This window comes from Bradyrhizobium sp. KBS0727 (assembly GCF_005937885.2).
GTDB lineage: Bacteria > Pseudomonadota > Alphaproteobacteria > Rhizobiales > Xanthobacteraceae > Bradyrhizobium.
On the sequence record NZ_CP042176.1, the window covers coordinates 6,182,659 to 6,208,340 of the forward strand.

20 protein-coding genes and 1 pseudogene are annotated in these 25,682 nt (G+C 61.8%); 9 read left to right on the forward strand and 12 right to left on the reverse strand.

What is annotated here, in order from left to right; genetic code table 11:
- The first annotated feature begins 99 nt into the window (after positions 1–99).
- Positions 100–825, forward strand: coding sequence for a hypothetical protein (locus tag FFI89_RS28845; RefSeq protein ID WP_138830907.1), 726 nt, complete (start codon positions 100–102; stop codon positions 823–825).
- A complete protein-coding gene (locus tag FFI89_RS28850; RefSeq protein WP_138830908.1) occupies positions 807–1,361 on the forward strand; it encodes a hypothetical protein in 555 nt (184 codons plus the stop codon). The genes FFI89_RS28845 and FFI89_RS28850 overlap by 19 nt, the downstream gene beginning before the upstream one ends.
- 57 nt (positions 1,362–1,418) lie before the next feature.
- On the opposite strand, the gene FFI89_RS28855 is transcribed toward FFI89_RS28850, so the two are convergent.
- The 8 genes and pseudogenes from FFI89_RS28855 to FFI89_RS28890 form a co-directional block, all read right to left on the reverse strand.
- Positions 1,419–1,847, reverse strand: a complete 429-nt coding sequence (locus FFI89_RS28855) for a helix-turn-helix domain-containing protein (RefSeq protein WP_246669288.1) — start codon at positions 1,845–1,847, stop codon at positions 1,419–1,421.
- A 152-nt stretch (positions 1,848–1,999) separates the two neighbouring features.
- Complete coding sequence (locus FFI89_RS28860; RefSeq protein ID WP_138830910.1) at positions 2,000–2,326, reverse strand: hypothetical protein; 327 nt, start codon at positions 2,324–2,326, stop codon at positions 2,000–2,002.
- 235 nt (positions 2,327–2,561) lie between these two features.
- Positions 2,562–4,202 (reverse strand): phosphoglucomutase (alpha-D-glucose-1,6-bisphosphate-dependent), encoded by a 1,641-nt coding sequence (gene pgm / locus FFI89_RS28865; RefSeq protein ID WP_168213088.1) that lies wholly within the window; start codon positions 4,200–4,202, stop codon positions 2,562–2,564.
- A gap of 133 nt (positions 4,203–4,335) precedes the next feature.
- Entirely contained in the window at positions 4,336–5,430 is a 1,095-nt protein-coding gene (pyrC, locus tag FFI89_RS28870) for a dihydroorotase (protein WP_138830912.1), read from the reverse strand.
- A 148-nt stretch (positions 5,431–5,578) separates the two neighbouring features.
- Positions 5,579–5,728: pseudogene (locus FFI89_RS28875) on the reverse strand (gfo/Idh/MocA family oxidoreductase); the annotation flags it as partial.
- A gap of 106 nt (positions 5,729–5,834) precedes the next feature.
- Positions 5,835–7,079, reverse strand: coding sequence for a threonine ammonia-lyase (locus FFI89_RS28880; protein ID WP_138830913.1), 1,245 nt, complete (start codon positions 7,077–7,079; stop codon positions 5,835–5,837).
- Positions 7,080–7,223: 144 nt separating this feature from the next.
- Positions 7,224–7,754, reverse strand: coding sequence for a bifunctional 3-hydroxydecanoyl-ACP dehydratase/trans-2-decenoyl-ACP isomerase (fabA, locus tag FFI89_RS28885; protein ID WP_138830914.1), 531 nt, complete (start codon positions 7,752–7,754; stop codon positions 7,224–7,226).
- A gap of 393 nt (positions 7,755–8,147) precedes the next feature.
- Positions 8,148–9,920 carry a porin gene (locus FFI89_RS28890; RefSeq protein ID WP_138830915.1) on the reverse strand — a complete coding sequence of 591 codons (1,773 nt, stop codon included), beginning with the start codon at positions 9,918–9,920 and terminating at the stop codon, positions 8,148–8,150.
- A 442-nt stretch (positions 9,921–10,362) separates the two neighbouring features.
- Between FFI89_RS28890 and FFI89_RS28895 the strand changes: the two genes are divergently transcribed.
- Positions 10,363–10,845 carry a MarR family winged helix-turn-helix transcriptional regulator gene (locus FFI89_RS28895; RefSeq protein ID WP_138830916.1) on the forward strand — a complete coding sequence of 161 codons (483 nt, stop codon included), beginning with the start codon at positions 10,363–10,365 and terminating at the stop codon, positions 10,843–10,845.
- A 66-nt stretch (positions 10,846–10,911) separates the two neighbouring features.
- Here the strand turns inward: FFI89_RS28895 and FFI89_RS28900 are convergent, their stop codons facing one another.
- From FFI89_RS28900 to FFI89_RS28910, 3 genes are all read right to left on the reverse strand, one after another.
- Positions 10,912–12,027, reverse strand: a complete 1,116-nt coding sequence (locus FFI89_RS28900; protein ID WP_371721951.1) for an alpha/beta hydrolase family protein — start codon at positions 12,025–12,027, stop codon at positions 10,912–10,914.
- Between the two features lie 504 nt (positions 12,028–12,531).
- Positions 12,532–13,572 (reverse strand): DUF1254 domain-containing protein, encoded by a 1,041-nt coding sequence (locus tag FFI89_RS28905; protein WP_138830917.1) that lies wholly within the window; start codon positions 13,570–13,572, stop codon positions 12,532–12,534.
- Positions 13,573–13,593: 21 nt separating this feature from the next.
- Positions 13,594–14,754, reverse strand: coding sequence for a DUF1254 domain-containing protein (locus FFI89_RS28910; RefSeq protein ID WP_168213089.1), 1,161 nt, complete (start codon positions 14,752–14,754; stop codon positions 13,594–13,596).
- A gap of 345 nt (positions 14,755–15,099) precedes the next feature.
- Between FFI89_RS28910 and FFI89_RS28915 the strand changes: the two genes are divergently transcribed.
- From FFI89_RS28915 to FFI89_RS28940, 5 genes are all read left to right on the forward strand, one after another.
- A complete protein-coding gene (locus tag FFI89_RS28915; protein WP_138830919.1) occupies positions 15,100–15,888 on the forward strand; it encodes a LysR family transcriptional regulator in 789 nt (262 codons plus the stop codon).
- Between the two features lie 633 nt (positions 15,889–16,521).
- Positions 16,522–21,354, forward strand: a complete 4,833-nt coding sequence (locus FFI89_RS28925) for an NAD-glutamate dehydrogenase (RefSeq protein WP_138830921.1) — start codon at positions 16,522–16,524, stop codon at positions 21,352–21,354.
- Positions 21,355–21,430: 76 nt separating this feature from the next.
- Positions 21,431–21,751, forward strand: coding sequence for a hypothetical protein (locus FFI89_RS28930; RefSeq protein WP_138830922.1), 321 nt, complete (start codon positions 21,431–21,433; stop codon positions 21,749–21,751).
- 340 nt (positions 21,752–22,091) lie between these two features.
- Positions 22,092–22,319: a hypothetical protein gene (locus FFI89_RS28935; RefSeq protein WP_246669289.1), complete on the forward strand. Its 228-nt coding sequence runs from the start codon at positions 22,092–22,094 to the stop codon at positions 22,317–22,319.
- A gap of 103 nt (positions 22,320–22,422) precedes the next feature.
- Entirely contained in the window at positions 22,423–22,689 is a 267-nt protein-coding gene (locus FFI89_RS28940) for an HGGxSTG domain-containing protein (protein ID WP_138830923.1), read from the forward strand.
- A 320-nt stretch (positions 22,690–23,009) separates the two neighbouring features.
- Here the strand turns inward: FFI89_RS28940 and FFI89_RS28945 are convergent, their stop codons facing one another.
- Positions 23,010–24,176 carry an alpha/beta fold hydrolase gene (locus tag FFI89_RS28945; RefSeq protein WP_138830924.1) on the reverse strand — a complete coding sequence of 389 codons (1,167 nt, stop codon included), beginning with the start codon at positions 24,174–24,176 and terminating at the stop codon, positions 23,010–23,012.
- Positions 24,177–24,473: 297 nt separating this feature from the next.
- Between FFI89_RS28945 and FFI89_RS28950 the strand changes: the two genes are divergently transcribed.
- Positions 24,474–25,424, forward strand: a complete 951-nt coding sequence (locus FFI89_RS28950) for a polysaccharide deacetylase (protein WP_246669290.1) — start codon at positions 24,474–24,476, stop codon at positions 25,422–25,424.
- Positions 25,425–25,682 lie beyond the last annotated feature (258 nt).

The window sequence follows — 25,682 nt, forward strand, 5'->3', positions numbered from 1 at the left end:
CGCATCCAAGGATTTCCGTGCCGGGCTGGAATTGCCGCCAGTCTATATCAAAGCGACGCCGTCGGTATAGGTTGCGCCGCCGCCGGTTCGCGCCATGGCATGTCGCAATCTCGCCGTGACGATTTCGGACGGCTCTGGCTGCAGCCGGGCGCGACGACACGCACCACAGGGACGGCAAAGTGCTGGCGCGTCAAATCGATGCAGCAGGTTTCGATACCCGGTTCTTTCAAACGCCCAGCGATCAACTCAAATATGACACTCGCATCAGTTGCGCCGATGGCGAAATGCGACGGGGCCGGCGACCTGCTGCAGCAACGCGCATCGATCGGCATCCATCATCGCGCGGCGCAGATGGGTACGGTCCTGCGCAGGGGGCGCAGCATCTCCGCGCTCGCGGCGTTTGGTTGCGATGACGGCCTCGGCAAACTCGCGCGGGCACATCTCGAGCGTGGCGCAGCGGGCCGCCGCCTCACGTTACGACCTGCACCGACACCGGAGACGTCGACCATCGGGCTTTCCGGCATGCAAGGGACCGGCGAGAACCGGATCAAATGGCGCGCCAAGGCTGACCAGGTCGGGCGCCCCCAGTTGGAACAGGCGCAAACCGCGAGGCAGCCATCAACAGCCGCAACATCTGTTGGCATCGTGATCGCCGGTCGCGTCCGATGGCTCGCCCAGCGACAAATTAGCTGCGGACAGCAACAAATCTGCCGTCGAATTTTCAGCGCCGCTCACGGTGACCTCACGCCTGACCCTCAAACTTCGGACGTGAGGTCAGTCATCACGCCCTCGCCTTGGAGGAATTTATGCTCGCGAAAGCCTTAGTCATAGCCATGGCGGCCGATATTGCCCGGTCGGATTATGCAAAGCCAACCCTGATTCGCAGCCGGAGCCGCGAGTGGCTGATCGCCTGCCGCTGGGGACCGGACGGCGAGTATCTTTCAATTGCGACAGCCGGCGCGCTTGCGGAGCCTCTTGCGAAGGCAGCACCGCAGGCGATCAAGCCGATCCACAGCCTGTTTGGCTTGCTGATTTCCGAATCCGAGACGGATTCCACCAGCACCTTCCTGCTGGTGCGTCAGTTGCCTGGTGGGATCGAACTTGCCGGCACGTTCTTTCCCGCCGATGGGTATGTGGTCATGCAGCAACATGCCGACATCCATCTCGTCTGCAAGGCACGTTACTCGCACAGCTGCGGCTGGCTCCACGGCAGGGAAATCCGCAAGGACATTCCCGATCCGGCACCTTCCTCGGCCGAAGCGATGTCCTGGCATATCGAGGCGTCGCGGCGTGACTGGATCGGCGAATTCATTCCGGGAACAATGCCGCGAGAGCGGATCCCGATTCGCGCTGCCGGCTGACGGGGTCAATATCCGCAGGCACGCCGTCACCTGCCGCAAGCGTGCTGCCGCTCGAAACTAGATCCGCACGCGCGAGTTCCTGCGCTCGCCACGTGGCGCCGCAAGCCGCGCCACCGAAGCCTTGGTCATTGATTTATGAACGACCGGCTTCTGAACGATAGGCCTCTGAACGACAGGCTTCCGAACAGTCGGCTTCTGATCGGCGATGCTTTCCACCAGCTTCGCGATGGCCAGCCGCACGCGTGAATTGGTTCGCAGATAGGCCTTGAGAACGCGCAATGCGCCGGGCTCGGCGAGCAGATGAACCGGTGAATTCGATGCTGCGGTTTTTTCCAACGAAGACTCGAACAACTCGCCGACCGTAATCCCCAGCACGGAAGCGATCTGCGACAGCCGGTTGGCGCCGACCCGGTTTGCGCCCTTCTCGTATTTCTGGACCTGCTGAAAGGAAACGCCGATCCGGTCGGCGAGCGCCGTTTGGCTCATTCCGTGATTGATCCGGAACATACGAATCTTGGCGCCCACCATTGCGTCAAGCGGACCAGACTTCCTAACTGCCATTGTCAGGCTCCCCGATTTTCCGAGTTAGGGAAGACTAACACAACCTCAGGGCGTTGCGGACGCTAATTTGCGATTCGCTAGTTCACAAGCCCCGGCAGGATCTTCGCCCGTTGCTCGACATTGACGTGGTCGAGCAACAGCCGGCCTCTCAGGTCGATGGCCGCCCTCACGGCCGGCGGATGACCGGTCTCGAGATAGCGCTGCAGCACAGAACGGCTCTCGTCGGAGAGCGCAAACAGCGCCCGCATCAGCTCAAAAAACCCCGGTTCTTCCGCTACATAGAGCAGTTCTCGGAGTTCCGCCCCGGTAAAGCGCCCCAACGCCGCCAGGAGCCATTCGGTTTGGTCATTGGGATCGCTCTCGGGCTCGCGATTAAGATAATAAACGACCGATTCCGCACTCATGTCTTCCCCCGATCCTCGCGATAGCCCACGAGCCCCCCCGTCCGGGACGGATTTCCTGGCAGCTAACACTGATCATGAGAGTGCGTGGCCTCTCGTGATTTCAGCGTGATTGCGCCGGAGCAGCCCGGCCGGGGGTGCCTGCTTGCGCCGAATTGACGCACCCACCGCACAGAGCGTGAGACCTTCGCCACCGCCGCTCCCGTAGCATGCCCATGACGTCAGGAGCCTTGTCGGCTCAGAACGCTTTGGCGATTGCGCGCTGGGCGTCCTGCTGAATCAGCTTCAGATGGTTCTGGTCGCGAAAGCTCTCCGCGTAGATCTTGTAGACGTCTTCGGTGCCCGATGGCCGGGCGGCGAACCAGCCCATCCCGGTCTCAACCTTGATGCCGCCGAAGGATTGGTCGTTACCCGGCGCCCTGGTCCTGACGGCGCTGACCGGTTCGCCGGCGAGTTCGCGCATGTCGAGTTGGTCCGGTCCCAGCGCCTTCAAGGCGTTCTTCTGCGTTGGGGTCGCCGGCACGTCGATCCGCTCGTAATGGGGCACGCCGAGTTCGGTCGTGAGCCCCGCGAACAATTGGCTGGGATCGCGGCCGGTCCGCCCGAGGATTTCGGCTGCCAGCAGCCCCATCACGATGCCGTCCTTGTCGGTCGTCCATACCGACCCGTCCCGCTTGAGGAACGACGCGCCGGCGCTTTCCTCGCCGGCGAAACCGAACGCCCCGGTGCCGAGGCCCTCGACGAACCATTTGAAGCCGACCGGGGTCTCGACCAGGTCACGGTTCAGTTTCCGCGCGACGCGGTCGATGATCGAACTTGAGACGATGGTCTTGCCGATCGCGGCCTGCCGGCTCCATTGCGGCCGGTGCTCGAACAGATAGGCGATCGCGGCCGCGAGAAAATGGTTGGGGTTCATCAGGCCATTGGAGCGCGTCACGATGCCATGCCGGTCGGCATCGGTATCGTTGGCAAAAGCGACGTCGAATTTGTCGCGCATCTGGATCAGGCTCGCCATCGCAAACGGCGAGGAACAGTCCATCCGGATCTTGCCGTCCCAATCGGCGGTCATGAACCGGAAGGTCGGATCGACGGCATCGTTCACAACGGCAGCATTGATCCCGTAACGCTCGATGATCGGCTGCCAGTAATGCACCGCGGCTCCGCCGAGCGGATCTATCCCGATCTTCACGCCCGCGGATTTGATCAGCGCCATATCGACGGCATTGCCGAGATCGGCGACATAGGGACGGACGTAATCGTGCAGATGCGTCGAGGGCGCCTTGCGGGCACGCTCATACGGCATCCGCGCAACGCCTTTCATGCCGGCTGCCATATAGGCGTTGGCGGCCTTTTCGACCTTCGACGTCACGTCGGTATCGGCAGGTCCGCCATGCGGCGGGTTATACTTGTAGCCGCCGTCTTCCGGCGGGTTATGCGACGGCGAGACGACGACGCCGTCGGCAAGGCCGCTGCTTCGTCCCTTGTTATGGCTCAGGATCGCATGCGAGATCACCGGCGTCGGCGTGTAGCCGCCGCGCTCATCGATCATGATGTCGACGCCGTTGGCGGCGAATACTTCCACCGCGCTCACCAGCGCCGGCTCCGCCAGCGCGTGGGTGTCGATACCGACGAACAACGGCCCGGTGAGACCGGTCTCGCGGCGGTGGTCGCAGATCGCCTGCGTCGTCGCCAGAATATGATTTTCGTTGAACGAATTCTTCAGCGACGACCCGCGATGCCCCGACGTGCCAAAGGCCACGCGCTGGGCCGGGTCGGCCGGATCCGGCTTCGAGGCAAAATAGGCCGTCACCAATCGCGGCACGTTGACGAGGGAAGCGGGATCGACCGGTTTGCCGGCGGCGGGATTTTGGGCAGTCACGTGACCTCTCAGGACTGATAGCGTGTTCGGAGATATAAATCGCGAAAACAACCCCATGCAAAGTAGAATGGCGCGCGAAAAAAGGCCGGGCGGCGCGACCCAACCCGCCCTGGCGGCCGTCAGAACGCGCAAATCAGGGCCGCACCTCGCCGAGAGACCACGGCAGTGCTTCGTCGCCACGGAACACCACGATATCGCCGCCATCAACGGCGATAGAAGCCGGCATCGCTGCAGAGCGCCGCTTGAGTTCGATCGTGCCGGCGTTGACCGGCAGGCCGTAGAAATTTGCGCCATTCAGCGAGGCGAATTTTTCCAGCCGATCAAGAGCGCCCTCCTCTTCGAACACCTGCGCGTAGGTCTGCAGCGCGGTGGCACCGACGAACACGCCGGCGCAACCACAGGCCGCCTCCTTGAGGCTGGACAGATGCGGCGCCGTGTCGGTGCCAATGAAGAAACACGAGTCGCCGGATGTCACGGCGCTGCGCAGCGCGAGGCGATGATGTTCGCGCTTGGCGACCGGCAGGCAGTAATAATGCGGCCGCAACCCGCCCTGAAACAGCGAGGTCCGGTTGATGACCAGATGATGCGGCGTGATGGTTCCGGCGACGCGCGGCGCGTGGGCGCGGACGATGGCGACCGTTTCCGCCGTCGTCACGTGCTCGATAACGACCTTCAGGCCCTGGTGGTCGTGCAACAGCGGCAACAGGCTCTGCTCCATGAACACGGCCTCACGATCGAATATGTCGATCGCGGGATCGGTCGCTTCGCCGTGAATCAGTACCGGCATGCCGATGCGCTCCATCCGCTCCAGCACGGGACGCAGCGCCTTGATATTGGTGACGCCGTGATGCGCGTTGGTGGTGGCGCCGGCCGGATAGAGTTTTGCGGCGGTCCATACCGCTTCGGAATGGCCCTTCTCGATTTCGTCGGGAGATGTCGTATCGGTCAGATAGCAGGTCATCAGCGGTTCGAAATCGCTGCCGGCCGGCCGGGCCGCGAGGATACGGGCACGATAGGCAATGGCGGCGTCCACCGTGGTCACCGGCGGCACGAGATTTGGCATGATGATGCCGCGGGCGAATTGCCCTGCCGTGAACGGAAGCACCGTGCGCAGCATCTCGCCGTCGCGCAAGTGAACATGCCAGTCGTCAGGACGCCGGATCGTGATGCCGTCGACCGCTTTTCCGCGGGAGGCCACAGAGGCGTTGAAAAGTGTATCCAGATTCATGGCTCAGCCTCGTTAAGCAATTCGCACGGCGCAGCGGCCAGGAACCTGCGATCATGGGAATCGCGCACGTTTCCTGTCCACCAGAGCAGATAGGACATTTGGCAGCGGATACCAACCGCCACCGGGACGCGCGCCGCGAATGGCCGGGTCATGCCGCGTCCTCGAACGGTTCCACCGTGCGGCGGCGTCCCAGCATGAAGGCGTCGGCTACAAGCTGGAACGGGGCAAGATCGACGTCCAGCGCACCCGTCGCGGTGAGTTCGACGAAGCGCCGGTAAAGCCCGATATACTCGGCCTCGGCGTCCTCCGTCGCCGTGATCGCCGGCACATGCTGATCCCGCGCGATCTTGCCGAAGCCGACGATGATAATGCGAAGCGGGCTCATGATGCGCCCGCACGCGTCGCTAGTGGGCACCGACGACCACATTGAGATCGGCGGCCCTCAGCGCCTCGATCGTCGCGGCGAGATGCGACCGGTCCCTGGTCTCGACCACGATCTCCAGATGCACCGCCTTGGCCGGCAGATCCGTGAAGATGCGCTGATGGGATACTTCCACGATGTTGGCGCCGACCCGGCTCAGAACAGCGACCACCTCGCCGAGCTGTCCCGGCCGGTCCACGATGTCGAACCTCAGCTGTGAAAGGCGGCCCTCCCTGGCGAGTTGGCGGGTAAGCACACCCGATAGAAGCCGGGTGTCGATATTTCCGCCGCTCAGCACAAGACCGAGCTTGCGGCCCTTGAAGCGCGCGGGATCGGCGAGCACGGCGGCCAGACCGGCGGCCCCGGCGCCTTCCGTCACGGACTTTTCGATGGTCAGAAGAAGGCTCAGCGCATGCTCGACATCCTGCTCCGTCACCAGAACGATGTCATCGACCAGCGCGCGCACGATCTCGGATGTGATCCGGCCAGGGGCTTTGACGGCAATGCCTTCCGCGAGGGTGTCACCGCGCATCGGTAGGGATTGATGCTTGATAAGATTGTACATCGAAGGATAGAGCGCGGCCTGCACGCCGACCACCTCGATATCCGGCTTGAGTGTCTTGGCGGCGACCGCGATGCCGGAAATAAGCCCGCCTCCGCCGATCGGCACGATCAGAACGTCGAGGTCAGGCACCGCAGCCAGCATCTCGAGCGCGATGGTGCCCTGACCGGCAATGATCAAGGGGTCATCGTAAGGATGAACGAACGTCAGGCCCTCGTTTCGGCCATGCGTCGTGGCCAATGCGGCGGCCTCCTCCAGTGTCGCCCCGCCTTCGATCACGGTCGCGCCATGCCGGCGCGTGTTCTCGATCTTCACCGTCGGGGTTCCGACCGGCACGTAGATGGTGGCCGGTATTGAAAGGCGTGCCGCGTGATAGGCCACGCCCTGCGCGTGATTGCCTGCCGAGGCCGCGATCACACCTCGCCGTCGCTGATCGGCCGACAGGGCCGATAGCCGGTTGAGCGCCCCGCGCTCCTTGAAGGTCGCGGTGAACTGCAGGTTTTCGAACTTGAGCCACACGCTGGCGCCGGTGATGTCGGACAAGGTCCGGCTGCGGTCGAAGTTCGTGCATTTAACCAGGCCGGCCAGCGTGGCTGCCGCGGCCTCGATATCGGCGAGCGTGACCGGCAGTTGCGCCAGCGATGCTCTTGCCGTTTGAACCGTCATAGTCGAATCTCCGATTGTCGCGTTCAAGGTACTGCATACCTGTTGCGCCGGGGCAAGCTTCGCTCATGGATGAAAAGGCTGCCATCGCTTCGCAACGATAGCCAAGGGCCCCGGAAGGCCACAGCCTCTTTCCCGGACCACATCTCAGATCGCGGGTGCGATCAATCCGACTCTCATGTCCTTGGCGAGATATACGCATGCGTCGTCGGCAAACACGCTGCCATTGGCAATTCCGAGCGCCAGTTTACCGCGCCTAACGAGGCGCATATTCACCTCGTAGCGCACGCGCTTGACGTCTGGCGTGATATGCCCCCGGAACTTGACCTCGCCGACACCGACGGCGCGGCCCTTGCCCGGCGAGCCCGACCAGCCGAGCCAGTAGCCAATGATCTGCCACATGGCATCCAGACCCAGACATCCAGGCATCACAGGGTCGCCGAGAAAGTGACTGTCGAAAAACCAGAGACCTGGCGTGATATCCAGTTCCCCGACGACATGGCCCTTGCCGAATTCGCCACCGGCGAGGCTGATCTCCGTGATGCGGTCCATCATCAGCATCGGCGGCGCCGGCAGTTGGGCATTGCCCGGACCGAAATAGCCGCCTTCGCTCGATCTGAGCAGTTCTTCCCTGGTGTAGGACGATTGCGGCGCGTGAAAGTCGCGAGGGTCGGACAAGGACGATATCCTCCGGCGTTTGGCTATCGGTCGCTGAACGTCAGGCGACTTCGTCCCGACCGCTTTTTTCGATGCCAGAGGCGGCCGAACGGCGGCGGCGCAGTGTTCGGCGAACCACCTGCAAGCCTTGTACACGTACCACAAAATGAAAAACCTCCGGCAGGGCATTGCCGGAGGTTTCGGAGGTTTATCATAAAGGTGAGTGTGTCTCCTCTGATCGAGCGAGCGGCGGCCAAACGTTCCAGCAGCAACTCCAGACCTTATGTACAAAACTAAAATACCTTAGTCAATCATGCATTTTAGTTTTGTACATATTCTCTACCCGCCGCGGTTACAACGAAAAGTCCCGGCGGTCTAACGCCGGGACTCTCCAGATCATCAACCCGCGACAGATCAGAAGTTTCGCTGGGCCCTCAGATTGAAGGAAGCCGTCTGCTGGTCCTTGAACGTATACGTGGTGGCCAGGAAGGGTGGGTTCACGCCGAATTGCGATCGCGTGGTACCGCTCCAGTTCTGATCAAGATAGGACCAGAAAACTTCGCCACTGAACGTCAGTCCCTTCACAGGTGTCCATCCGGTTCTGAAGCCGACCTGATAGACGTTGAAATCCGGATTGCAGGTCGAGGTGGGATTTGCACCTCGGTTGCCCCAACCAAACAACGGATTGCCAGAGACCGAATTGCAATATGCGTTCTTGGCGACATCATTGTAACGCACAGCTGAGGCGCTTCCGAACAGGCTGCTCTGCCAGTTTGCATCCCAGTTGTGGATGTAGCCGCCGCGGAATCCGAACGCTTTGGTCAACTGGATTCCACCGGTGGCAACGCCCGCCCCGTTCAAACCATTGCCGTTGCTGAACACACCGTCCGAGACGTAGCCGTACCCGACCGTGGGGTTGCCGCCGGTATTGTTGAACATCGCGAAGGATGGCGAAGCACCGCTGGTCGAAATCACGGCCTTGGTGTCGCCTTTGGCGAAGGTAGTATCGACGTTCAGGGTATCGCCAACTCCGGTCGGCAGGTTCTTGAGCTGGAGACCGGCAGTGATGGCGCCGCCCCATCTGCTGTCAGGGTGACCGGAAGTCAACGAGCTACACGGCTGTCCAGCTACCGTGTTGATGATGCCGTTCGCCGGACACACGATGTAGGCACCGGCGCCGAACGGGGTTGAGAAGCCCTGCGAGCCAGCGTCGGTGGAGGAGTCGAGGAAGTTGTACGACGCGTTGATATAGTGTGCGATCGCCGAAACCTGGAAGATGCCCCAGGCCTGATCGACCCTGATGTTGCCCGCGATATCCGGCGCGAACTGTCCGCCATAGGCGTTGGCGGGCCCACCGGTCGAGCGGTTAACCGCTGAACCTGCGGCCGCCCCCAGCCCGAAGCCGCCCTGGAACAGGGTGGTTGGCGTCTGCACGCCGTTGGTGGGGAAAATCGCCGGCAGCGTAAACACGTCGAAATTGCCGAGCTGGGTACGATTGAACACCTTGCCTTCATCGAGACCGATGCTGGCCGACACGCCGTTGCCGAACTGTGCGGTATACTGGATGTTGTTCACGCCGGTTACATAATCGGGACCGCCGATCAGGAACGAGGTGTTGTTGTTGCCGCCGTAACCATTCCAGGGCAGGGCATAGGCCGAAGCGGATTTGCCGAACGTAAAGCCGGCAAACTGGATGAACACCATTTCGACAGCGACCTGGCCGTTGCCGGGCGTGTCGTTGTTCAGTGTACCCAGGAGAGCAGCGCCGTTGAGCGATTGATTGGCGGCGGTGCCGCCATAGGTGCTGAACTGAAAGTCACCCTGGCCGAAAGTACGGACAACGCCGTATTCGGTGGCGGTGCGCGTATCGAGCGTCAGTGCCATACGCGAACGAACATTGATTCGGTCGGTGAAGCGGTTGCCCTGGCCGGACTCGTAGCCACCGTCACCACTCCAGAATGGAGCGCCGTAGATGCCGCCGCCATAGGTGGAGTCGACGCGCAGATAGCCACCCATCTTGACGCAGGTGTCGGTGCCCGGAATGTAGAAGAAACCGGCTCCATACAGGGAGCAGATCCTCACATACTCGACCGCTTTGGCCTTGACGGGAAGATCAGCTGCCTGCGCCCCGCTCAGGGCGGCGAGACCCGCCGCTGAGCCGAGGATAAGGCTCTTAATCATTTTCATGTTAACCTCCAAGTTGTTCTCTCTCGAGGCTCCGTACCCACCGGGGTAATTTCCCTCAGGGCTGGCTCCCCCCAAAAACCGCTCGATGGTTTCGCTCTTGTGCCCCCGCACGAGAGAGGGACTTGCGCGAGCATCCAGCGGGACGATCCGGAACCCCCAGCCGTCGGAAACGACTATGAGTGCATTACTTCACTAATTGAAATACCTTATTTTATAAGCTAACTTCTTTTGGAAATGATGTGCCTTTCTTGCAACTGATGGAAAACCTCGCGTCAAAGCCAAACCTGGCCGTTTTCTAGGATTAATATCCCCTGCTGCCGCGTGGATAAGCAATAACGCAGGATATTTTTACTTGTTTTGGAAATGAAATCGACGAAGATAGATCGATGGCCGGGCAAGGCAGCAAGGTTGCAAACCTCTCGGCGCACACGAGGAATGTCGATTGGGCGAAACGGCTCCAAAGAATCAGGACGCCATCCGGCGGTTCGCCTGGGTTATCAATTCTGTCGGCGTTCACCTGGAAGAGCTGCGCTACTTCTGGGCCAAGGCGCTCGGCATCAGCGGCCCGCAGTGGATGATCCTGATGGCGCTCGCAGATCTCGACGACAAGGACGGCGTTCCCGTCAATGTTGTCTCCAAGAAGCTTCATGTCGATCCGTCGTTCGTTACGACGCAATCGAAATTGCTGGAGAAGAAGGGTTTCCTTCGCCGGAAGGCATCGACCGAAGACGCCAGAATCGTGCTGATGTCGTTGACGGACAAAACCTACAAGCAAATGGCAGGGCTCGCCGCCCAGCAGGAAGCGCTTAACGCGTTCATTTTTGCCGAACTCAGCAACAAGCAGCTCGACGATTTGATCGATACGCTCAGCGGCTTGAGAAATCGCTTGGAGAAGGGCCGCCTTAAGGTCATTGCGGATGCGTGACCCTGTCCGGGCTGGAATGACCCGCCCGGCCCGGTAAACGCCCACACCCTTCAAGTACGACACCCTTCAAATACCGAGGCGCGAAGCGATCCAATCGAAAATATACTCGTTGGCGAGCGTTGGATTGTCGACGTGGCCCTGCATCGCCGCCGTCTCGGAAGCGGCGAATATTCTAAGCGTTACGTCACGCCCGTCCTCCTTGAGCTGCATGAATAGCTCCCGCACGCGCTCGGCTCTCAACCAGCCACGCTCGCCGGTCGCAATCAGGACAGGACATTTGATGTTGCGTGCGACCCGCCCGAGATCACGATCCGACCGCGAACACTTCGCCTGAAACGGGGCACGCCCTGCAAGGAAGGCACGCTCATGCAGGTCCCAGATGCCGCCATCGCACACAGCCGCCGCAAAGCGATCGTCGAATGCGATGCCGCGGGCCACGAAGGACGATCCCCACCCGTCGGCCAGAATGGCGATCCGGCTGGTATCGACATCTTCCCGTTCGACAAGATAATCCATGATGTGTCCGAGGGTCGCTTCGAGGTCGGAACGGCCGACGATCTCGTCGAACTCCCGACCTGTGCCGGCCCCGAGCAAATCAACAGCGAGCAGCGACATCCCCCGCTCACGGGCGTAGCGCCCAACCTTGTGGAGGAACTCTTCCTTGCGCTGGCCAGGCTCTCCCACACAAAGGATGACTGGCGCCCGGCGAGCCGGTTCCGGCGCCGGCAGGAAATAAGCCTCGAGCGGATACCCGCCCGGCCAGGGGATCCACACCACCTCGCCTCGCGGGTTGCAGCAGTCGAGATAGTCGCGCGCGCATTGGCGCATGTTTGATGTCGCGAGCCGGTATTGACGATCCCCGCGATCGAATGGGAGCGCCGCCGACTGATAGTAATTGATGGCGCGCAGCCAGTTGCTCCGTGCGGTCAGCACGAGGCCGTCGCGCCGTGCAGCGTTGCCGCGCTGGCAGTTTACATCTGCAACGCTCATCCATTCGCTGTACCAGGAGTGGTCGTTCGACGGATCGATGCGGCTGGCCGTGACCCGGCACTCGGCGGCGGTCGCCCCTCCCTCCTGCGCAGATCCCATTAGCCTCAAGAACTCAATCGACAGATCCTCGTGCCCTGGCCACAAGGCCCAACCCAGAAGGTCAGGTTCAGATTCGCCGCAGTCAATGCTCAAGCCTCCCCTCCCCCGCTCTATTGCATCACGGCAATACGAGCCTTGCAGCGAACCATGCATTCACGTCTCCGTCGCCGGGCGGACCGACAGATCAAACAGCCCGCGCATGTTCTGCCGGCCGGATGATGGCGCGCGCCGAAAATTCGGGCACGCGCCTCCGTTAGACATTTCCGCCCTTTGAGTGCCAGATCAGGCAGCCAGGATGGTTATTCCCGGGTTCACGGGCAGTTTACTTGAGGGGATGCTGTAGCTTTACCGGCCCTGGACCGCATGGCTCGTTGGGCGCACGCGCAAGAGGAGCGCGGTGACCGAGCGATGCTCGTTGCCTTGCTCAGTGAAGAGCGACAACAAGAAGTAGCGCGACGTCCAAAACCTGGTTTGGACGGGGAGATCGTTGCGCCGCGCGATCTTCGCCGCGTCAGGTGGACTTCGAACTCGCGTCGACCGACGGTCCTCACGGACCTGCCCAACACGAAACAGAGTCTCTCACACGCCCGCCATTCGTCAGTTCGCCGGCTGCGCTGCCGGAAATTTCCATTTGCCGCTCACCACCGCCGGGTTCGGCATGTACAGCCGCACCATGTAGTTCCATTTGTCCAGGATCGGCAGGCAATTCGGGACTTTGCCGTCGCAATTGCCGAACTGCACCGCGACGGAGCCATCGGCCTCTTTCTTTGCGGTGACGTTGTTCAGGTTGTAAGCATTCAGCGGATTGGGCTCGTAATAGCCCTTCTCGTTATAGACGCTGATCGACCAGAACCCCTTCACGGGCACGTCCTTGACTTTGAGCGTGTAAACCGTCTTGCCGTCGTTCCTTGCGGGCACGACGTTGAGGTAGAGCGTCTCCTTCTCGGGTATGCCGCCCCATGCCGAAGCCGCACCGGCGAGCCGCCGCACCGGCTCGACTTCGCCCTTCTTTCCGAACATGCCCTTGGTGTCAGGCAGGGTGGATGCGAGTACGAGCAACGCATCGCGGACCTTTTTCTGACTGGCCTGATCCCAATTGGGCACCGTGAAGCTGCCCGGACCGCCTTTCTGCTCGACCTTGATCGCATCCTGCACGCGGTGGACCGCGTCGACGTCCTTCTGATCCGCCGTATCGACCAGCGTGCGGACCACAACCATTACATAGCGCGTGCCGATCTGTTTCCTGGTCAGCGTGTGGGTGCCGCGACCGTAAAAGATGTCGTGCGTGTAATGGTCTTCATCGATCACCTGCATGGAAATGTAGCGATTGCCGGGATCGGGCATCGTGACGGTCACAGGGCCGGCATCGAGATCGAATACGCCGGAGGAGTACAGCGTATCGCGATTGAGCCTGATGACCGTTTGATGGTCCACCCTTGCCGGCTCCCGACGATGGCGCAGCTGACCGAATGCCCCGTCCTTCGCCAGCCGGGAGAAATACAAATCGCTTTCCGCACGCGGGAAATTATCGGCCGTCACCGGGACTGCCGTATCCACGGCGGCAGACTCCGCGCGCGCAACCGAAGCAATCGGACTGACGGTCGAGAGCAGCAGAACGATGGAGCAGATCTTTTTCATGACGAGTCGCTTGTTGGTCGATCAGATCGACTGGATGGCGGGAAGCTGATAGCGGCCTTCAAGGAGCTCGGCTTTCGGCAAATAAGCGCGCAGGATCGGTATGAAATTGCCTTCGGCCGGTGCCGGCAGCCAGTTCGCGTTCGGGTTGGATGCCGGCTCCGCGCGCGACATGACGATTTCGAGCGAACCGTCGGGACCGCGCTTGAGGCCGGCCGTGCGGTCGCCGACCGTGTAGCGGTTGATCGGGTTTTCCGCGAAATAGAGTCCGCCGTCGGGCATGAGCCGATACATCGACAGCGACCAGAACGAATCCACCGGCGGCAGTTGATCCGCAGCGAAGGCCAGTCTCCAGGATTTCGCGCTGTCGAATCCCCGGCCGTCCGGCCCGCCCGCGCGAAGGTACATCGCTTCGACCCGGGGCAGTGCGGCGAGACCGCCGATCGCGACAGCCGCGCGATAATCGTAGTCCTGTCCGAAATCGCCCATGCTGTAGCGTGGGAAACTCCAGCCGTTATGCACCAGCGTATTCTTGCGAATTTGCAGGAGCCGGTTGCCGTAGTCTCCGATTCCGGCCTTGATCTCCGCAATCTGCTCCGGCGAAAAACGCGACGGATCGAAGGTTTTCCCGAATTGCAGAAGGGGCGCGATCCCATCCAGGATGCGCGAGTCCGTCACCGGCGGCGGATTCTCGTTCATCAATTCCTGCACGGCGGCGAAATATTCGTTCCACGGCGCGCTGCGCTTTGCGTAGCTTTTCAGCGCGCCGCTCTCCGGCCCCTTGATCGTCCATCCGTCCTGGAACGCATGCGCCTTCGACAGATCGCCGTCACCATCGACAAGCGTACGGCCGAGAATCCATACCGAGTTGGTCGGCGCACGGATCGCCTGAGGAATGTTGGCCGTTTCGCGCGGGCCGATGACGGTGAATGTCCGCGCATTCGAACCGGAGGTCCGGGTACCAACGATCGCGAAATTGTTGGAATACATGTCCATCAACGGCACGCAATAGTACCGGCTGCCGGACGCAGGCACTGAGATCGTGACCGGACCTTTCTCGAGGCTCAGCCAGGCCTGCGAATACAGGGTATCGTTGTTGGGCGTGGTGACGAACTGCCCCTTCGCGGTAACGAGCGCCCGTTGGTGTTGGAAGGTATTCGGCTTCACGCCCTCAGCAGAACGCACCGCCCGCTGCTCGGCCATCTCGATGAGAGGGAGCCCCCAAATCCACGCATCGCACGCGGCAACTCTTAGGTTGCCGGGCACTACCGGTTGGGATGCAACGTCGGAGCGTGCTTGCGCGTAAGCCCGGGTCGAAGCCACGGTAGCCGCGGTGACGGCAAGAAACTGTCGGCGGTCCAATTTTTCGCTCCGTTTGTTGTTTCGCTGGCATCAGGCGTCATTGGACGGCGCAAAATGTCGTTAGGCATCGAGGATCGTCGACAAGATGGACCCCTATGACATTCCTGTAAATTTGATTATATTCAGTCCGTGGTTACTTTTTGTTATGCTTCGGAGCGCGTCGCAACCATGCTCACAACGCCGGACTTTTTGCTCAGGCGGCTGCGAATGCGGCACTTCCAGTTGCTCGTACTGCTTGCCGATCAAGGTTCGTTGCGGGCGGCAGCGACATCGCTGAACCTCACGCAACCCGCAGCGAGCAAGATGTTGGCCGAGGTTGAGCGAGCGTTCGGAACGACCTTGTTCGATCGCGGACGACACGGCGTTGACCCCAATATCTTCGGCCGCTCCGCGATCCACCACGCGCGCGTGATGATCGGTCAAGCCGTGCACGCTGCGGAAGAACTGAACGCGATGCGTGGCGGTGCGACCGCTGTGGTGCGTGTGGGAGCGCCATCGATCACCGGTATCGTGCCCAAGGCGACCGTTGAGTTGATGCGGCTGGTCCCGGGCGCCCGCGTCGAGATTCGGGAGGGGCCCGTGCGCGACCTCCTGAGACTTCTTCTCGAGGCCGAACTCGATTGTGTGTTCGGCGCCCTGCCGTCCGAGGCGTTGACGAACGATCCGATCGAACAACTTCAGTCAGAGATCATCTTCAACGATCACGTCTGCGCCGTCGTGGCGAAAACGAACCCGCTATCGCGCCAAGGCAATCTAAATTGGCACGACCTTGCCTCTCAACGATGGATCGCTCCCCCTCGTCATACGGCAGTTCGGCGGGCTTTCATGGCCGGGTTTCTTAACAATGGGCTGACGCCACCCCAGCCGGTTGTGGAAGCAGTTTCGCCGACAACGCTTGGCGCACTGATAAGGCTGGATCATTCATTGATCGGCGTTGTTCGCTACGGCAGCGCTTGAGACAGCGACGCATTTCCCGATGCCCGGGTCGTCGAGATTGTGCCGCGAGTGGCATTGCCTCCGCTCTGTGTGATCCTGCGCCGAATTGCGGCCGAACATCCCAAGGCTGTTGTCACCTTCGTCGACGCTCTCAAACGCGCCGCTCGCTCGCGACGCACGCGCGAGAAATGAGGAATTTTACCACCGCGACCACCTGCCCGCCCTCGCGCAGCGCATCGAGGTGGCCGACAGGGAAGTCCGCATCATGGGATTGAAGTCGGTACCGCCGCGTATTCCCGTCGCCGCTTCGATTGCAAATCGGCAACTGCCCGTGTTCGCAGTTCCGTACTGAATGGCGCGCCACTCAGAACAAAACCACGAACTCATACACAATTGAAATTGCTTGTGATTTTGCTTAAACTATTGGTTCGGTGGCCGTCGGCGCCTACTTCGGCCTCACGCGCTGCCATATCTCAGCACTTCTCACGACAGCGTGCGCCTTGGATAGGTTTGGGATATTATCGTCAGGAGCTGTCGAAGCTTTGAGACCGGGATTTCGCGTACGCGCTCGATCGCGGCCAAGGCAGTGGCGCTCAAAGAGATGCACTCCAGAATCAAGCTGACGATCGCGACTGCGGTCGGAAGGCGCGGCAAATGGAGGACATTATGGCTTGGCGTGACGATAAAGCCCGTTCAACTCTGATCCGGGATGCAGCGGGAAGCGTGCAGCCGGGCAAGGCTCCCCGGACCTTTGCCGAACTTCTGTTCGGCTACACCAATGTCGAGGACCTCGCCAATCACGATGCCTCGTCGCTGGCCTTCCTGGCGGAACAGGCCTGGGAGCACGTGCAGCAGCGCACGGCCGGCAGCGCCGATGTCCGCGTCGTCAATCCGATGATGCCGGACGGGCGCGAGATTTCCGTGCTCGAAGTTCTCAACGACAATATGCCCTTCCTGTTTGATTCCACGATGGCGGAGCTGGCCGAGCAGGGCATCGAAGTCACCCTCGTCGCTCACCCGATCCTCGCGGTGGAGCGCGATGACCAAGGCAAGCTCCTGCGCTTCTACGGCGAAGCACTGCCGGAGGGAACAAAGGGCACGCGGGAAAGCCTGATTCATCTCCACATCACCCGCCTGGACGCCGATGCCGATCGCCAGAAGCTGATCGACGGTCTCACCAGGACGTTGAACGACGTCCGCGCCTGCGTCGCCGACTGGCGCGCCATGCGTGACCGCGTCGAGGAAGCGATCAAGACTTTCTCTTCCAATCCGCCGCCGCTGCCGATCGATGAGGTCGCCGAAGCCAACCAGTTCCTGCAATGGCTCTGCGCGGACAATTTCACCTTCCTGGGGGTGCGCGAATATCGCTTCTCGCCCGACAGCGATGCGTCCGACGACATCACGACCGGCGAAGGCCTCGGAATCCTCCGCGATCCGGATGCGAAGGTCCTGCGCCGCGGTAGCGAAATGGTGGTGATGACGCCGGAAATACGCGAGTTCATGCACGAACCCACCCTGCTCATCGTCATCAAGGCCAACGTCTCCAGTCGCGTTCATCGTCGCATTCGTATGGATTATGTCGGCATCAAACTCTATACGCCCGACGGCCGGCTGGAGGGCGAATTGCGGGTCGTCGGCCTGTTCACCTCAGGCGCCTATACCCGCTCCGCACGGCAGATCCCTTATGTCCGCCACAAGGTGACGCGGGTGCTGCAACTCGCCGGCTTCGACCCGAACAGCCATTCGGGCAAAGCGCTTATGCATATTCTCGAAGAATATCCGCGTGACGAACTGTTCCAGGTCGACGTCGACACGCTCTACAATTTCGTCATGGAGATACTGATCCTCTACGAGCGTCCGCGCGTCCGGGCGCTGGCGCGGGTAGACAAGTTCGATCGCTTCGCCTCCATCCTCACCTTCATTCCGCGCGAGAAATACGACACCGACGTTCGCACGCGCGTCGGCGCCTTCCTCTCACAGGTCTACAAGGGGAAGCTGTCGGCCTCCTACGTTTCATTCCCTGAAGGGGCGCTTGTGCGCGTCCACTACATCATCGGGCGCTACGAAGGCAAAACTCCCGTCGTCGAACGCTCCACGCTTGAAGCCGGGATCAGCGCCATTGCCGCGACCTGGGCCGACAAGCTGAAGGCCGCGCTCACTGCCTCGACCGATGGCATGCGGGCGCGCATGCTCACCAACCGATATGCCAAGGCCTTTAGCGGCGGCTATACCGAGGTGTTCGGCGCGGAACAGGCGATCACCGATATCGCCACCATCGAAAAGCTCACGCCAACCCGCCCGGTGGCGATTTCGGTTCACCGTGACGAAAGCGAGGTCGATCCCAAGCGCTTCGGACTAAAGGTGTTCTCGCGCGGCGCGCCCCTGTCGCTGTCCTACCGCGTGCCCGTGATCGAAAATCACGGCCTGCGCGTGGTCAACGAACGCACCTATCAGATCGCGCCGCGCGCCACGCCGGCGCCTCCGCCGGTTTGGCTCCACGACATGACGATCGAGGCCAGCGACGGCCAGCCGATCACGATCAGCCCGGAATTCAGCCATCGCCTTGAAGCCTCGATCATGGCGGTGGTCCGCGATCGCGCCGAATCCGATGGATACAACGGCCTGATCCTGCGCACCGCCCTGGGCTGGCGGGAAGTCACGACCATCCGGGCGCTGTCCCGCTACCTGCACCAGATCCGCGCGCCGTTCACCCAGGATTATATGTGGGAGACCTTGCGCAAGAACGCCGCGATCACGGCCAGCCTCGTCGCGTTGTTCCAGACCCGCCTCGATCCACGCCTCGCCTCCACGGATGCCGAACGCTCGGCACGCGAGACGGCCCTGCTTGCCGAGGTCGAGGAGCAGCTCAAATCCGTCGCCTCGCTGGACGAAGACCGCATCCTGCGCCGTTTCACCAACCTGGTGCAGGCGACGATTCGCACCAATCTGTGGCAGATCGGCGAGGATGGACATCCGCGCCCGGTGATCTCCTTCAAGTTCGACGCGCGTCGGATCGACGACCTGCCGGCTCCACGACCTCTCTACGAGATCTTCGTCTATTCACCTCGTGTCGAAGGCATTCACCTGCGCTTCGGCAAGGTTGCGCGCGGTGGCTTGCGCTGGTCCGACCGGCCGCAGGATTTCCGCACCGAGATCCTGGGCCTCGTGAAAGCGCAGCAGGTCAAGAACGCCGTGATCGTGCCGGTCGGCGCCAAGGGCGGCTTCGTGCCCAAGCGCTTGCCGCCACCTTCCAATCGCGACGCCTGGCTCGCGGAAGGCACCGAAGCCTACCGCATCTTCGTTCGCTCGCTGCTCGAGCTCACCGACAATCTCGATGGCGACGTCGTCGTGCCGCCCGACTCTACCGTGCGCCATGACGGCGATGACCCCTACCTGGTCGTCGCCGCCGACAAGGGCACCGCCACCTTCTCCGACGTCGCCAACGCGATCTCAGCCGAGAAGAACCATTGGCTCGGCGATGCCTTCGCTTCCGGCGGCAGCCAGGGCTACGACCACAAGAAGATGGGGATCACGGCGCGCGGCGCCTGGGAGGCGGTCAAGCGCCACTTCCGCGAGCTCGGCACCGACATTCAGACCATGCCGTTCACCGCGGTGGGCGTGGGCGACATGTCCGGCGACGTTTTCGGCAATGGCATGCTGCTCTCGCCGGCGACAAAGCTCGTGGCGGCTTTCGATCATCGCGACATCTTCATCGATCCCTCGCCTGATCCTTCGATCAGTCTCGCAGAGCGCAAGCGCCTGTTCGACCTGCCTCGATCGAGCTGGCAGGACTACAACAAGTCGCTGATCTCTCAAGGCGGCGGCGTGTTCTCGCGCCAGCTCAAGGCGATCCCGCTCGCTCCGGAAGTGCGCACCCTGCTCGATCTCGACAAGCCGCAAGCCACGCCTTTCGAGGTGATGACGGCGATCCTGAAAGCGCGCGCCGACCTTCTGTGGTTTGGCGGCATCGGCACCTATATCCGCGCGTCGGCGGAAAGCGACGACCAGGCCGGCGACCGCGCCAACGATCCGATCCGCATCGCGGGCAGCGACGTGCGCGCCCGGGTGATCGGCGAAGGCGCCAATCTCGGCGTCACTCAGCGCGGCCGCATCGAAGCCGCGCAGAAGGGCGTCAAGCTCAACACCGACGCGATAGACAATTCGGCCGGCGTGAACACGTCCGACGTCGAGGTCAATATCAAGATCGCGCTGGCGCGCCTCGAGCGCGAGGGACGCCTCAGCCCCGCTGACCGCAACAGCCTGCTTGCCGCGATGACCGACGAGGTCGGCGCTCTGGTGCTGCGCAACAACTATCTGCAGTCGCTGGCGCTCTCGCTCGTCGAGCGCAAGGGCGTGGCGGAGACCGGCTTCCTCACCCGCCTGATGCAGTCGCTCGAGCAGCGCGGCTTGCTCAGCCGCGCGGTGGAGTTCTTGCCCGACGACGCAGCGCTCACCGAGCGCACACGGCGCGGCCAGTTCCTGACGCGGCCCGAGCTTGCCGTGTTGCTCGCCTACGCCAAGCTGACCCTCTACGATGACCTGCTCGCCACCAGCGTGCCCGACGATCCCTATCTTGCCCGCGAACTATCTCAGTATTTTCCGCGCGAGGTTCAGGACAAATTCCCGGCCGCGGTCGAATTCCATCGCCTGCGGCGCGAGATCATCGCGACCAGCCTCGCCAATGCAGTGATCAACCGCGGCGGCCCGGCCTGTGTCGTGCGCCTGATCGACGAGACCGATGCCGATATTCCGACCATCGTCATGGCCTACGTGGCGGTCGATGAATGCTACGGACTGAAGTGGCTCAATGACGCGATCGATGCACTCGATACCTGCATCGACGGGCAGGTGCAGTTGTCGCTCTACGCTTCTGTCCAGGACCTCCTGCTCTCCCGCATGGTCTGGTACGTGCGCAATGTCGATTTCAAGGACGGGCTGGAGGCCGTCGTCGCGCGCTTCGGCCCGGCTATCCGCCAGATCGTCGCCGCGCTCGACACCACCCTGCCGCCGGACTTGCAGGCCGCACGTGCCAAGCGTCGGCAGGACCTGACCGATGCCGGTGTCCCGGCCGGCCTCGCCGGCGAACTCTCCGATCTCGACGCTCTGGTCTCGGCACCCGATATCGTGACGGTTGCGGAGCGCACCGCCCGCCCCATCGGCGACGCCGCCGCCACCTTCTTTGCCGCCGAGGCGAATTTCCGTCTCGACCGGATCGTTGCCGCCGCGCGCAGCGTGCCAGCAAACGACTATTTCGAACGTATGGCGATCGATCGCGCCGTTGAGCAGATCGCTGGCGCCGAAAGAAGACTGGCCGCGGATATGCTGGCGACCGGGCAGTCCGGCCAGCAAGCCGTCGAGACCTGGCTCGCGGCTCATCCCGAAGCGACGCGCATCCGCCGCTCGGTCGAGGAGATTGCCGCCAGCGGCCTGACGCTCGCCAAGCTGACGGTGGCTGCGAACCTGCTGGGGGACTTGGTCAAAGCCTGAGGCGTGCGAGGCAGCGATGTGAGACTCTAAAGAGCAATGCTAGCGCAAGTTGTTAGCCGGCGAACGGAGGAATCCAATGATCCATGCTACTTGCCATACTGCCGATAATGTCCGCTGCATCGAGTTCGATGCCACACCCTGGTTCAGCGAGGCTGACGCTCCGAGCATTATCGATTTGGCCCAACGAGGATGGGCCAGCACGGCGATTGCAGATTCCCTTGAGCACCGACGAGGATACGAACGCTTGCACGACCTCGTTGAGTATGCGGCGAAGCGACTGCAACCGGAATCCCTGGAGGACCCAACCTGGGAAACCTTCGAGTGCGTCGTCGATGGACCCGACGCCGTGGCCTGGCTCGAGAAGAACCGGCCCGACGTTGTGGCAAGGATCCGATAAGCCACGGGAGGCGCCAGCAATTTGCGACGATTGATTGGCGGCATCGCAAGCGGCATTCCCAAAATATCGAAAACAACCCCATGCAAAGTAGCCGGCGACCGCCGGCAACAGACGCCGGCGTCAGACAAACAAATTGACACGTCGGGCAAATCAGGGGCATTCTTTCATCATTCCGAAAGCCTGAATGCGCCCGTCGCCCTGCCATAGCGGGCGCGTCCGTCGCGATTGCAGCCCAAAATCCTCACCCAAAACTGGAATTTTACCGGGCCGCGGCGGCGAGCGATCGCCTGCGCGTGGCCGAACCGCGCGCGCTGGCCGCGCGCCTGCGAGGGACCTCGACATGAACACCGCTCCCGACCTCACCATCTCAACGGCAATCGCCGCAACCGACCAGACCAAAGCCGCCGCCACCCCGCGGATCAAACTGCTGTCGCACGGCTTCTCCATCGACCATCCTGATCCGGAGCTCGGCGAACGGATGGCGAGCCTGCCATCACCGTGCAGAACGTGTCGGTCGGCGACGGCGGCAAGGCCATCGTCGGCAACGTCACGCAGCATGCGAGCGTGATGGTTTCGGACAGGAGCCCGGCATCCGCAGCGCGCAAGGCGCCGAAGGCGCCGGGCTCCAGGCGACGGCCCGCTTGCGCGGATGCCAAGCGGAAGGCATAGGCATGAGCGATCACATCAGAAATGCCGGGCCTATGCTCGTGAGCCCACGTTGTTGCGCTCAAACGCGTCCCGGCGGCGCGTGCCGCGCGCCGGCGGTGCACGGCAGGAAGCGCTGCCGCATGCACGGTGGCGCACAGGAATCCGGCGCACCATGGGCAAACCAGAACGCGCGCAAGCACGGCCTGTTCACCAAGGATGCGATCGCCGAGCGAAGGCGGATTCGGGATTTGTTGGGTGAAGCGCGGGAGCTGTTGGAAGGGATGAAGTGAATGGACTTCGCGAAGATTGGGAGTCTCGGACTCGATCGAGAAGCCCTCTCGTTCCTGTCGCAGCGCCCAGCTCAGAACGGGATGTCACTAAATGTCTCACTAATACCCTTGGCAGCCGGGAGGTTGGCTACGCTTGGGCTAGTGATACGAGGATCCCGGATTGGACAACGAAAGACTTCAAGAAAAAACCGGTATGTCGTCCAGTTGCATAAGTAACGAACGCTGAATACCGTCGTCGCCCCGGCCACACGGGTAGCCGCTCGGTCGAGGAGATTGCCGCCAGCGGCCTGACGCAGCGCGCCGACCATTTTGATTGCGCATCAATGATGCGGATCGGCAAGGCCGTTGTGGCAAGGCTGGCTGCGAAATTCGGGCTGATCCGTTTCAAGCCACCGGGCAATCCGAGGCCACGAATTGCTCAAGGTCTTGCAACCCATCATGAGGCCAAGGTGACCGCAAGGCTCGCTGCCTCTCTCCACGCATGCTGGCGGAGTGCCCAGCAGCCGCGCTGTTGCAAACGCCTGGTCGAGCGGTACGACCGCGTCATCTGCGCCCGCCAGCAGAAAGAGCGGAACCCTCACCTCGGCCAGGTTGATTTTACGGCCGAGCGCAATGAAGCGTCCCTGCGCGATCCGGTTTTCCCGAAAAATCCAGTCCGTTACCTCGAGATAATAGGTCCCTGGTAGATCCAGTGTTTTGCCGTCCCAGCGCTCAAAGCGGTCGAGCAGTGCCCTGGATTCTGCTGTTTCATCGGTCAGATTTCTTTGCAAGGCGGCTTCCACGTCCTGCAGGCTGAACGAACTGCTCCAAAGGCGATGCATGTGCTCGCCGCTCACAATGCCTCCTGCCCGACGTATCAATTCATCCAACGCCGGTTTCGGAACATTCGCCACGGCCCGAGATAACTCCGATTGAACCGAAACATCGACCGGGGTCCCCACCAGAACCAGCCGACGCACTTTTTCGGCAAAACGAGCGGCATAGACGAGCGATAGCCAACCGCCCTGGCATAGGCCCACGAGATCGACAGGCGGCCCTATTTCATCAACCGCAATGTTGAGATCAGCGAGATAGCTGTCGATCGAGAAATAGCGCATATCGGGCTCGGCCGATCGCCAATCGGTCAGATAGACCCGGTCCAGGCCGCCCTGTTGAAGCGCCTCCACCACGCTGTGACCTGACGCAAAGTCAGCGATCAATGCGCCATGCAGCGAATAGGGGGCGCAGACAAGAACCGGTCGCCCGATGCCTCGGCGCGAAAAATCCCTTAACTGCATGGACGGGAGTTGAAGCGCAATCGTATTGGCCGTCGTCCAGGGCAATGACGTTTCGCCCTGTCGGTCGGATGACCTGGACCCATCGTCGAGCCACCAAGCGTACGCATCCAGCGCCAGTCTTGCCGCCGTGAACGGCCAAAGCAGCACTTCATGCGCCCAGGCGGCGTCTGGTCCTGCCTTCTCTACCGGTGTTTTCGTTTGCTGTCGCAAGTCCGCCCACCCGATTGGTTTCCGTCCATCAACTCAGGACGGCATGGGCCGAAGGTTAGCCTTCATCAAGATAAAGACGATTTGAGGACCGCTGTTCTTGCGCAGGAGCTGCGGAGGCCTTCATCTGCATCGAGACGGACGCAGAGCACACCGCTCCGGCGCCTGCTGGCGCCCCATTCAGAACAAAGATGCAACCATTCAGGCTTACGTTCCATATTGGTCACAGAGATGAATCCAATCCGCGATCCCGGACGCAGGAGGCCAGCGTCCGGGGCCTCGCCAGCACACAGGTGGGACATGCGTAAGTTGACTTTCGCTTTTCTTCTTGCCGCCAGTCTCGCGCTCGCCCCTGCGACGGCGCGATCCGGCACGGACTGGATCACCGGCCTGCCGCGGCAGGACATCCCTGTCGTATCGTGGCCTGGAGACAAAATGGTCGCCGTCACCTTCGTCCTCTACGTCGAAGTGTGGGGGCGTGGACACGGGCCCAACTTCCGACCTGACATGACCGGGCGCACGCCCGATCTCGTCGACGAGGGATTTCGACAGTATGCGATCAATTTTGGCCTGCCGCGCACGGCCCGACTGTTTAAGGAGATGGACGTCCCGCTCAGCCTGGCGCTGAATGCCCAGTTTCCGCAGGCCCAGCCGGAAACATGGCAGGTGCTCCGCGCGCTCGTTCCCACGGCGCCGATCATCGCTCACGGGATCAACAATTCCACCGACCTTCTGCCGCTGTCCGAGGGGGCGGCAGCACAGCGTGTCTATATCCGCAAGACGCTCGACATGATCGAGGCGAGCACCGGCGTTCGCAGCATCGGCTGGTCGAGCCCGAGCGTTTATCCCGATGCGGAGACCTTTCAAGCGAGCGCCGCGGAAGGCATCCGCTACACTCTTGACGGCATGGATTCGGACATGCTGTCGCGGCTCGACACAAAGCCGGCGCCGCTAGTGCTGGTGCCTTACCCTCCGAGCGTCGTCGACATGGGGCAGTACCTCTCCCGCTTCAAGGAGGCCGGCGATCTTGAGCGACTGTGGATCGACTATGTGCATGAACTTGGGCGTGAGGCCGCTGCCGATCCCAAGAGACCCGCGACGGTGGTCGCCATCGGCATTCATCCCTTTGTCGTCGGCACCCCGGCTGGGGCTGCCGCGCTGCGCCGTGTCTTGCAAAGTCTCAAAGCAAACCACCTCGTCTGGCTGACGGATGTCGAGGCGGTGTTGCGCGCCGCCGGCCAATCTCGCTAGAGCATGTCCTGTTGCAGTAAAAAGCGCGATTCCGCCCACGATCTTCGTTTCGACCCGTCTTCGTGACCCTTCGATAGGGCGCACGCCCAAAATATCGAAAACAACCCATGCAAAGTAGCCGGCGCCCGCCGGCGTCAGACAAGCAAATTGACACGTCGGGCAAATCAGGGGCATTGTTTCATCATTCCGAAAGCCTGAATGCGCCCGTCGCCCCGCTAGAGCGGGCGCGCCCATCGCGCTTGAAGCCGAAAATCCTCA

Excerpts from the sequence above, each read along its gene's own strand:
- FFI89_RS28890 (WP_138830915.1), bottom strand. The coding sequence starts at position 9,920 with ATGAAAATGATTAAGAGCCTTATCCTCGGCTCAGCGGCGGGTCTCGCC.
- FFI89_RS28845 (WP_138830907.1), top strand. The coding sequence starts at position 100 with ATGTCGCAATCTCGCCGTGACGATTTCGGACGGCTCTGGCTGCAGCCG.
- FFI89_RS28850 (WP_138830908.1), top strand. The coding sequence starts at position 807 with ATGCTCGCGAAAGCCTTAGTCATAGCCATGGCGGCCGATATTGCCCGG.
- pyrC (WP_138830912.1), bottom strand. The coding sequence starts at position 5,430 with ATGAATCTGGATACACTTTTCAACGCCTCTGTGGCCTCCCGCGGAAAA.
- FFI89_RS28915 (WP_138830919.1), top strand. The coding sequence starts at position 15,100 with ATGCTCACAACGCCGGACTTTTTGCTCAGGCGGCTGCGAATGCGGCAC.
- FFI89_RS28880 (WP_138830913.1), bottom strand. The coding sequence starts at position 7,079 with ATGACGGTTCAAACGGCAAGAGCATCGCTGGCGCAACTGCCGGTCACG.
- FFI89_RS28935 (WP_246669289.1), top strand. The coding sequence starts at position 22,092 with ATGAACACCGCTCCCGACCTCACCATCTCAACGGCAATCGCCGCAACC.
- FFI89_RS28860 (WP_138830910.1), bottom strand. The coding sequence starts at position 2,326 with ATGAGTGCGGAATCGGTCGTTTATTATCTTAATCGCGAGCCCGAGAGC.
- FFI89_RS28905 (WP_138830917.1), bottom strand. The coding sequence starts at position 13,572 with ATGAAAAAGATCTGCTCCATCGTTCTGCTGCTCTCGACCGTCAGTCCG.
- FFI89_RS28930 (WP_138830922.1), top strand. The coding sequence starts at position 21,431 with ATGATCCATGCTACTTGCCATACTGCCGATAATGTCCGCTGCATCGAG.
- FFI89_RS28925 (WP_138830921.1), top strand. The coding sequence starts at position 16,522 with ATGGAGGACATTATGGCTTGGCGTGACGATAAAGCCCGTTCAACTCTG.
- FFI89_RS28950 (WP_246669290.1), top strand. The coding sequence starts at position 24,474 with ATGCGTAAGTTGACTTTCGCTTTTCTTCTTGCCGCCAGTCTCGCGCTC.
- FFI89_RS28855 (WP_246669288.1), bottom strand. The coding sequence starts at position 1,847 with ATGAGCCAAACGGCGCTCGCCGACCGGATCGGCGTTTCCTTTCAGCAG.
- FFI89_RS28940 (WP_138830923.1), top strand. The coding sequence starts at position 22,423 with ATGAGCGATCACATCAGAAATGCCGGGCCTATGCTCGTGAGCCCACGT.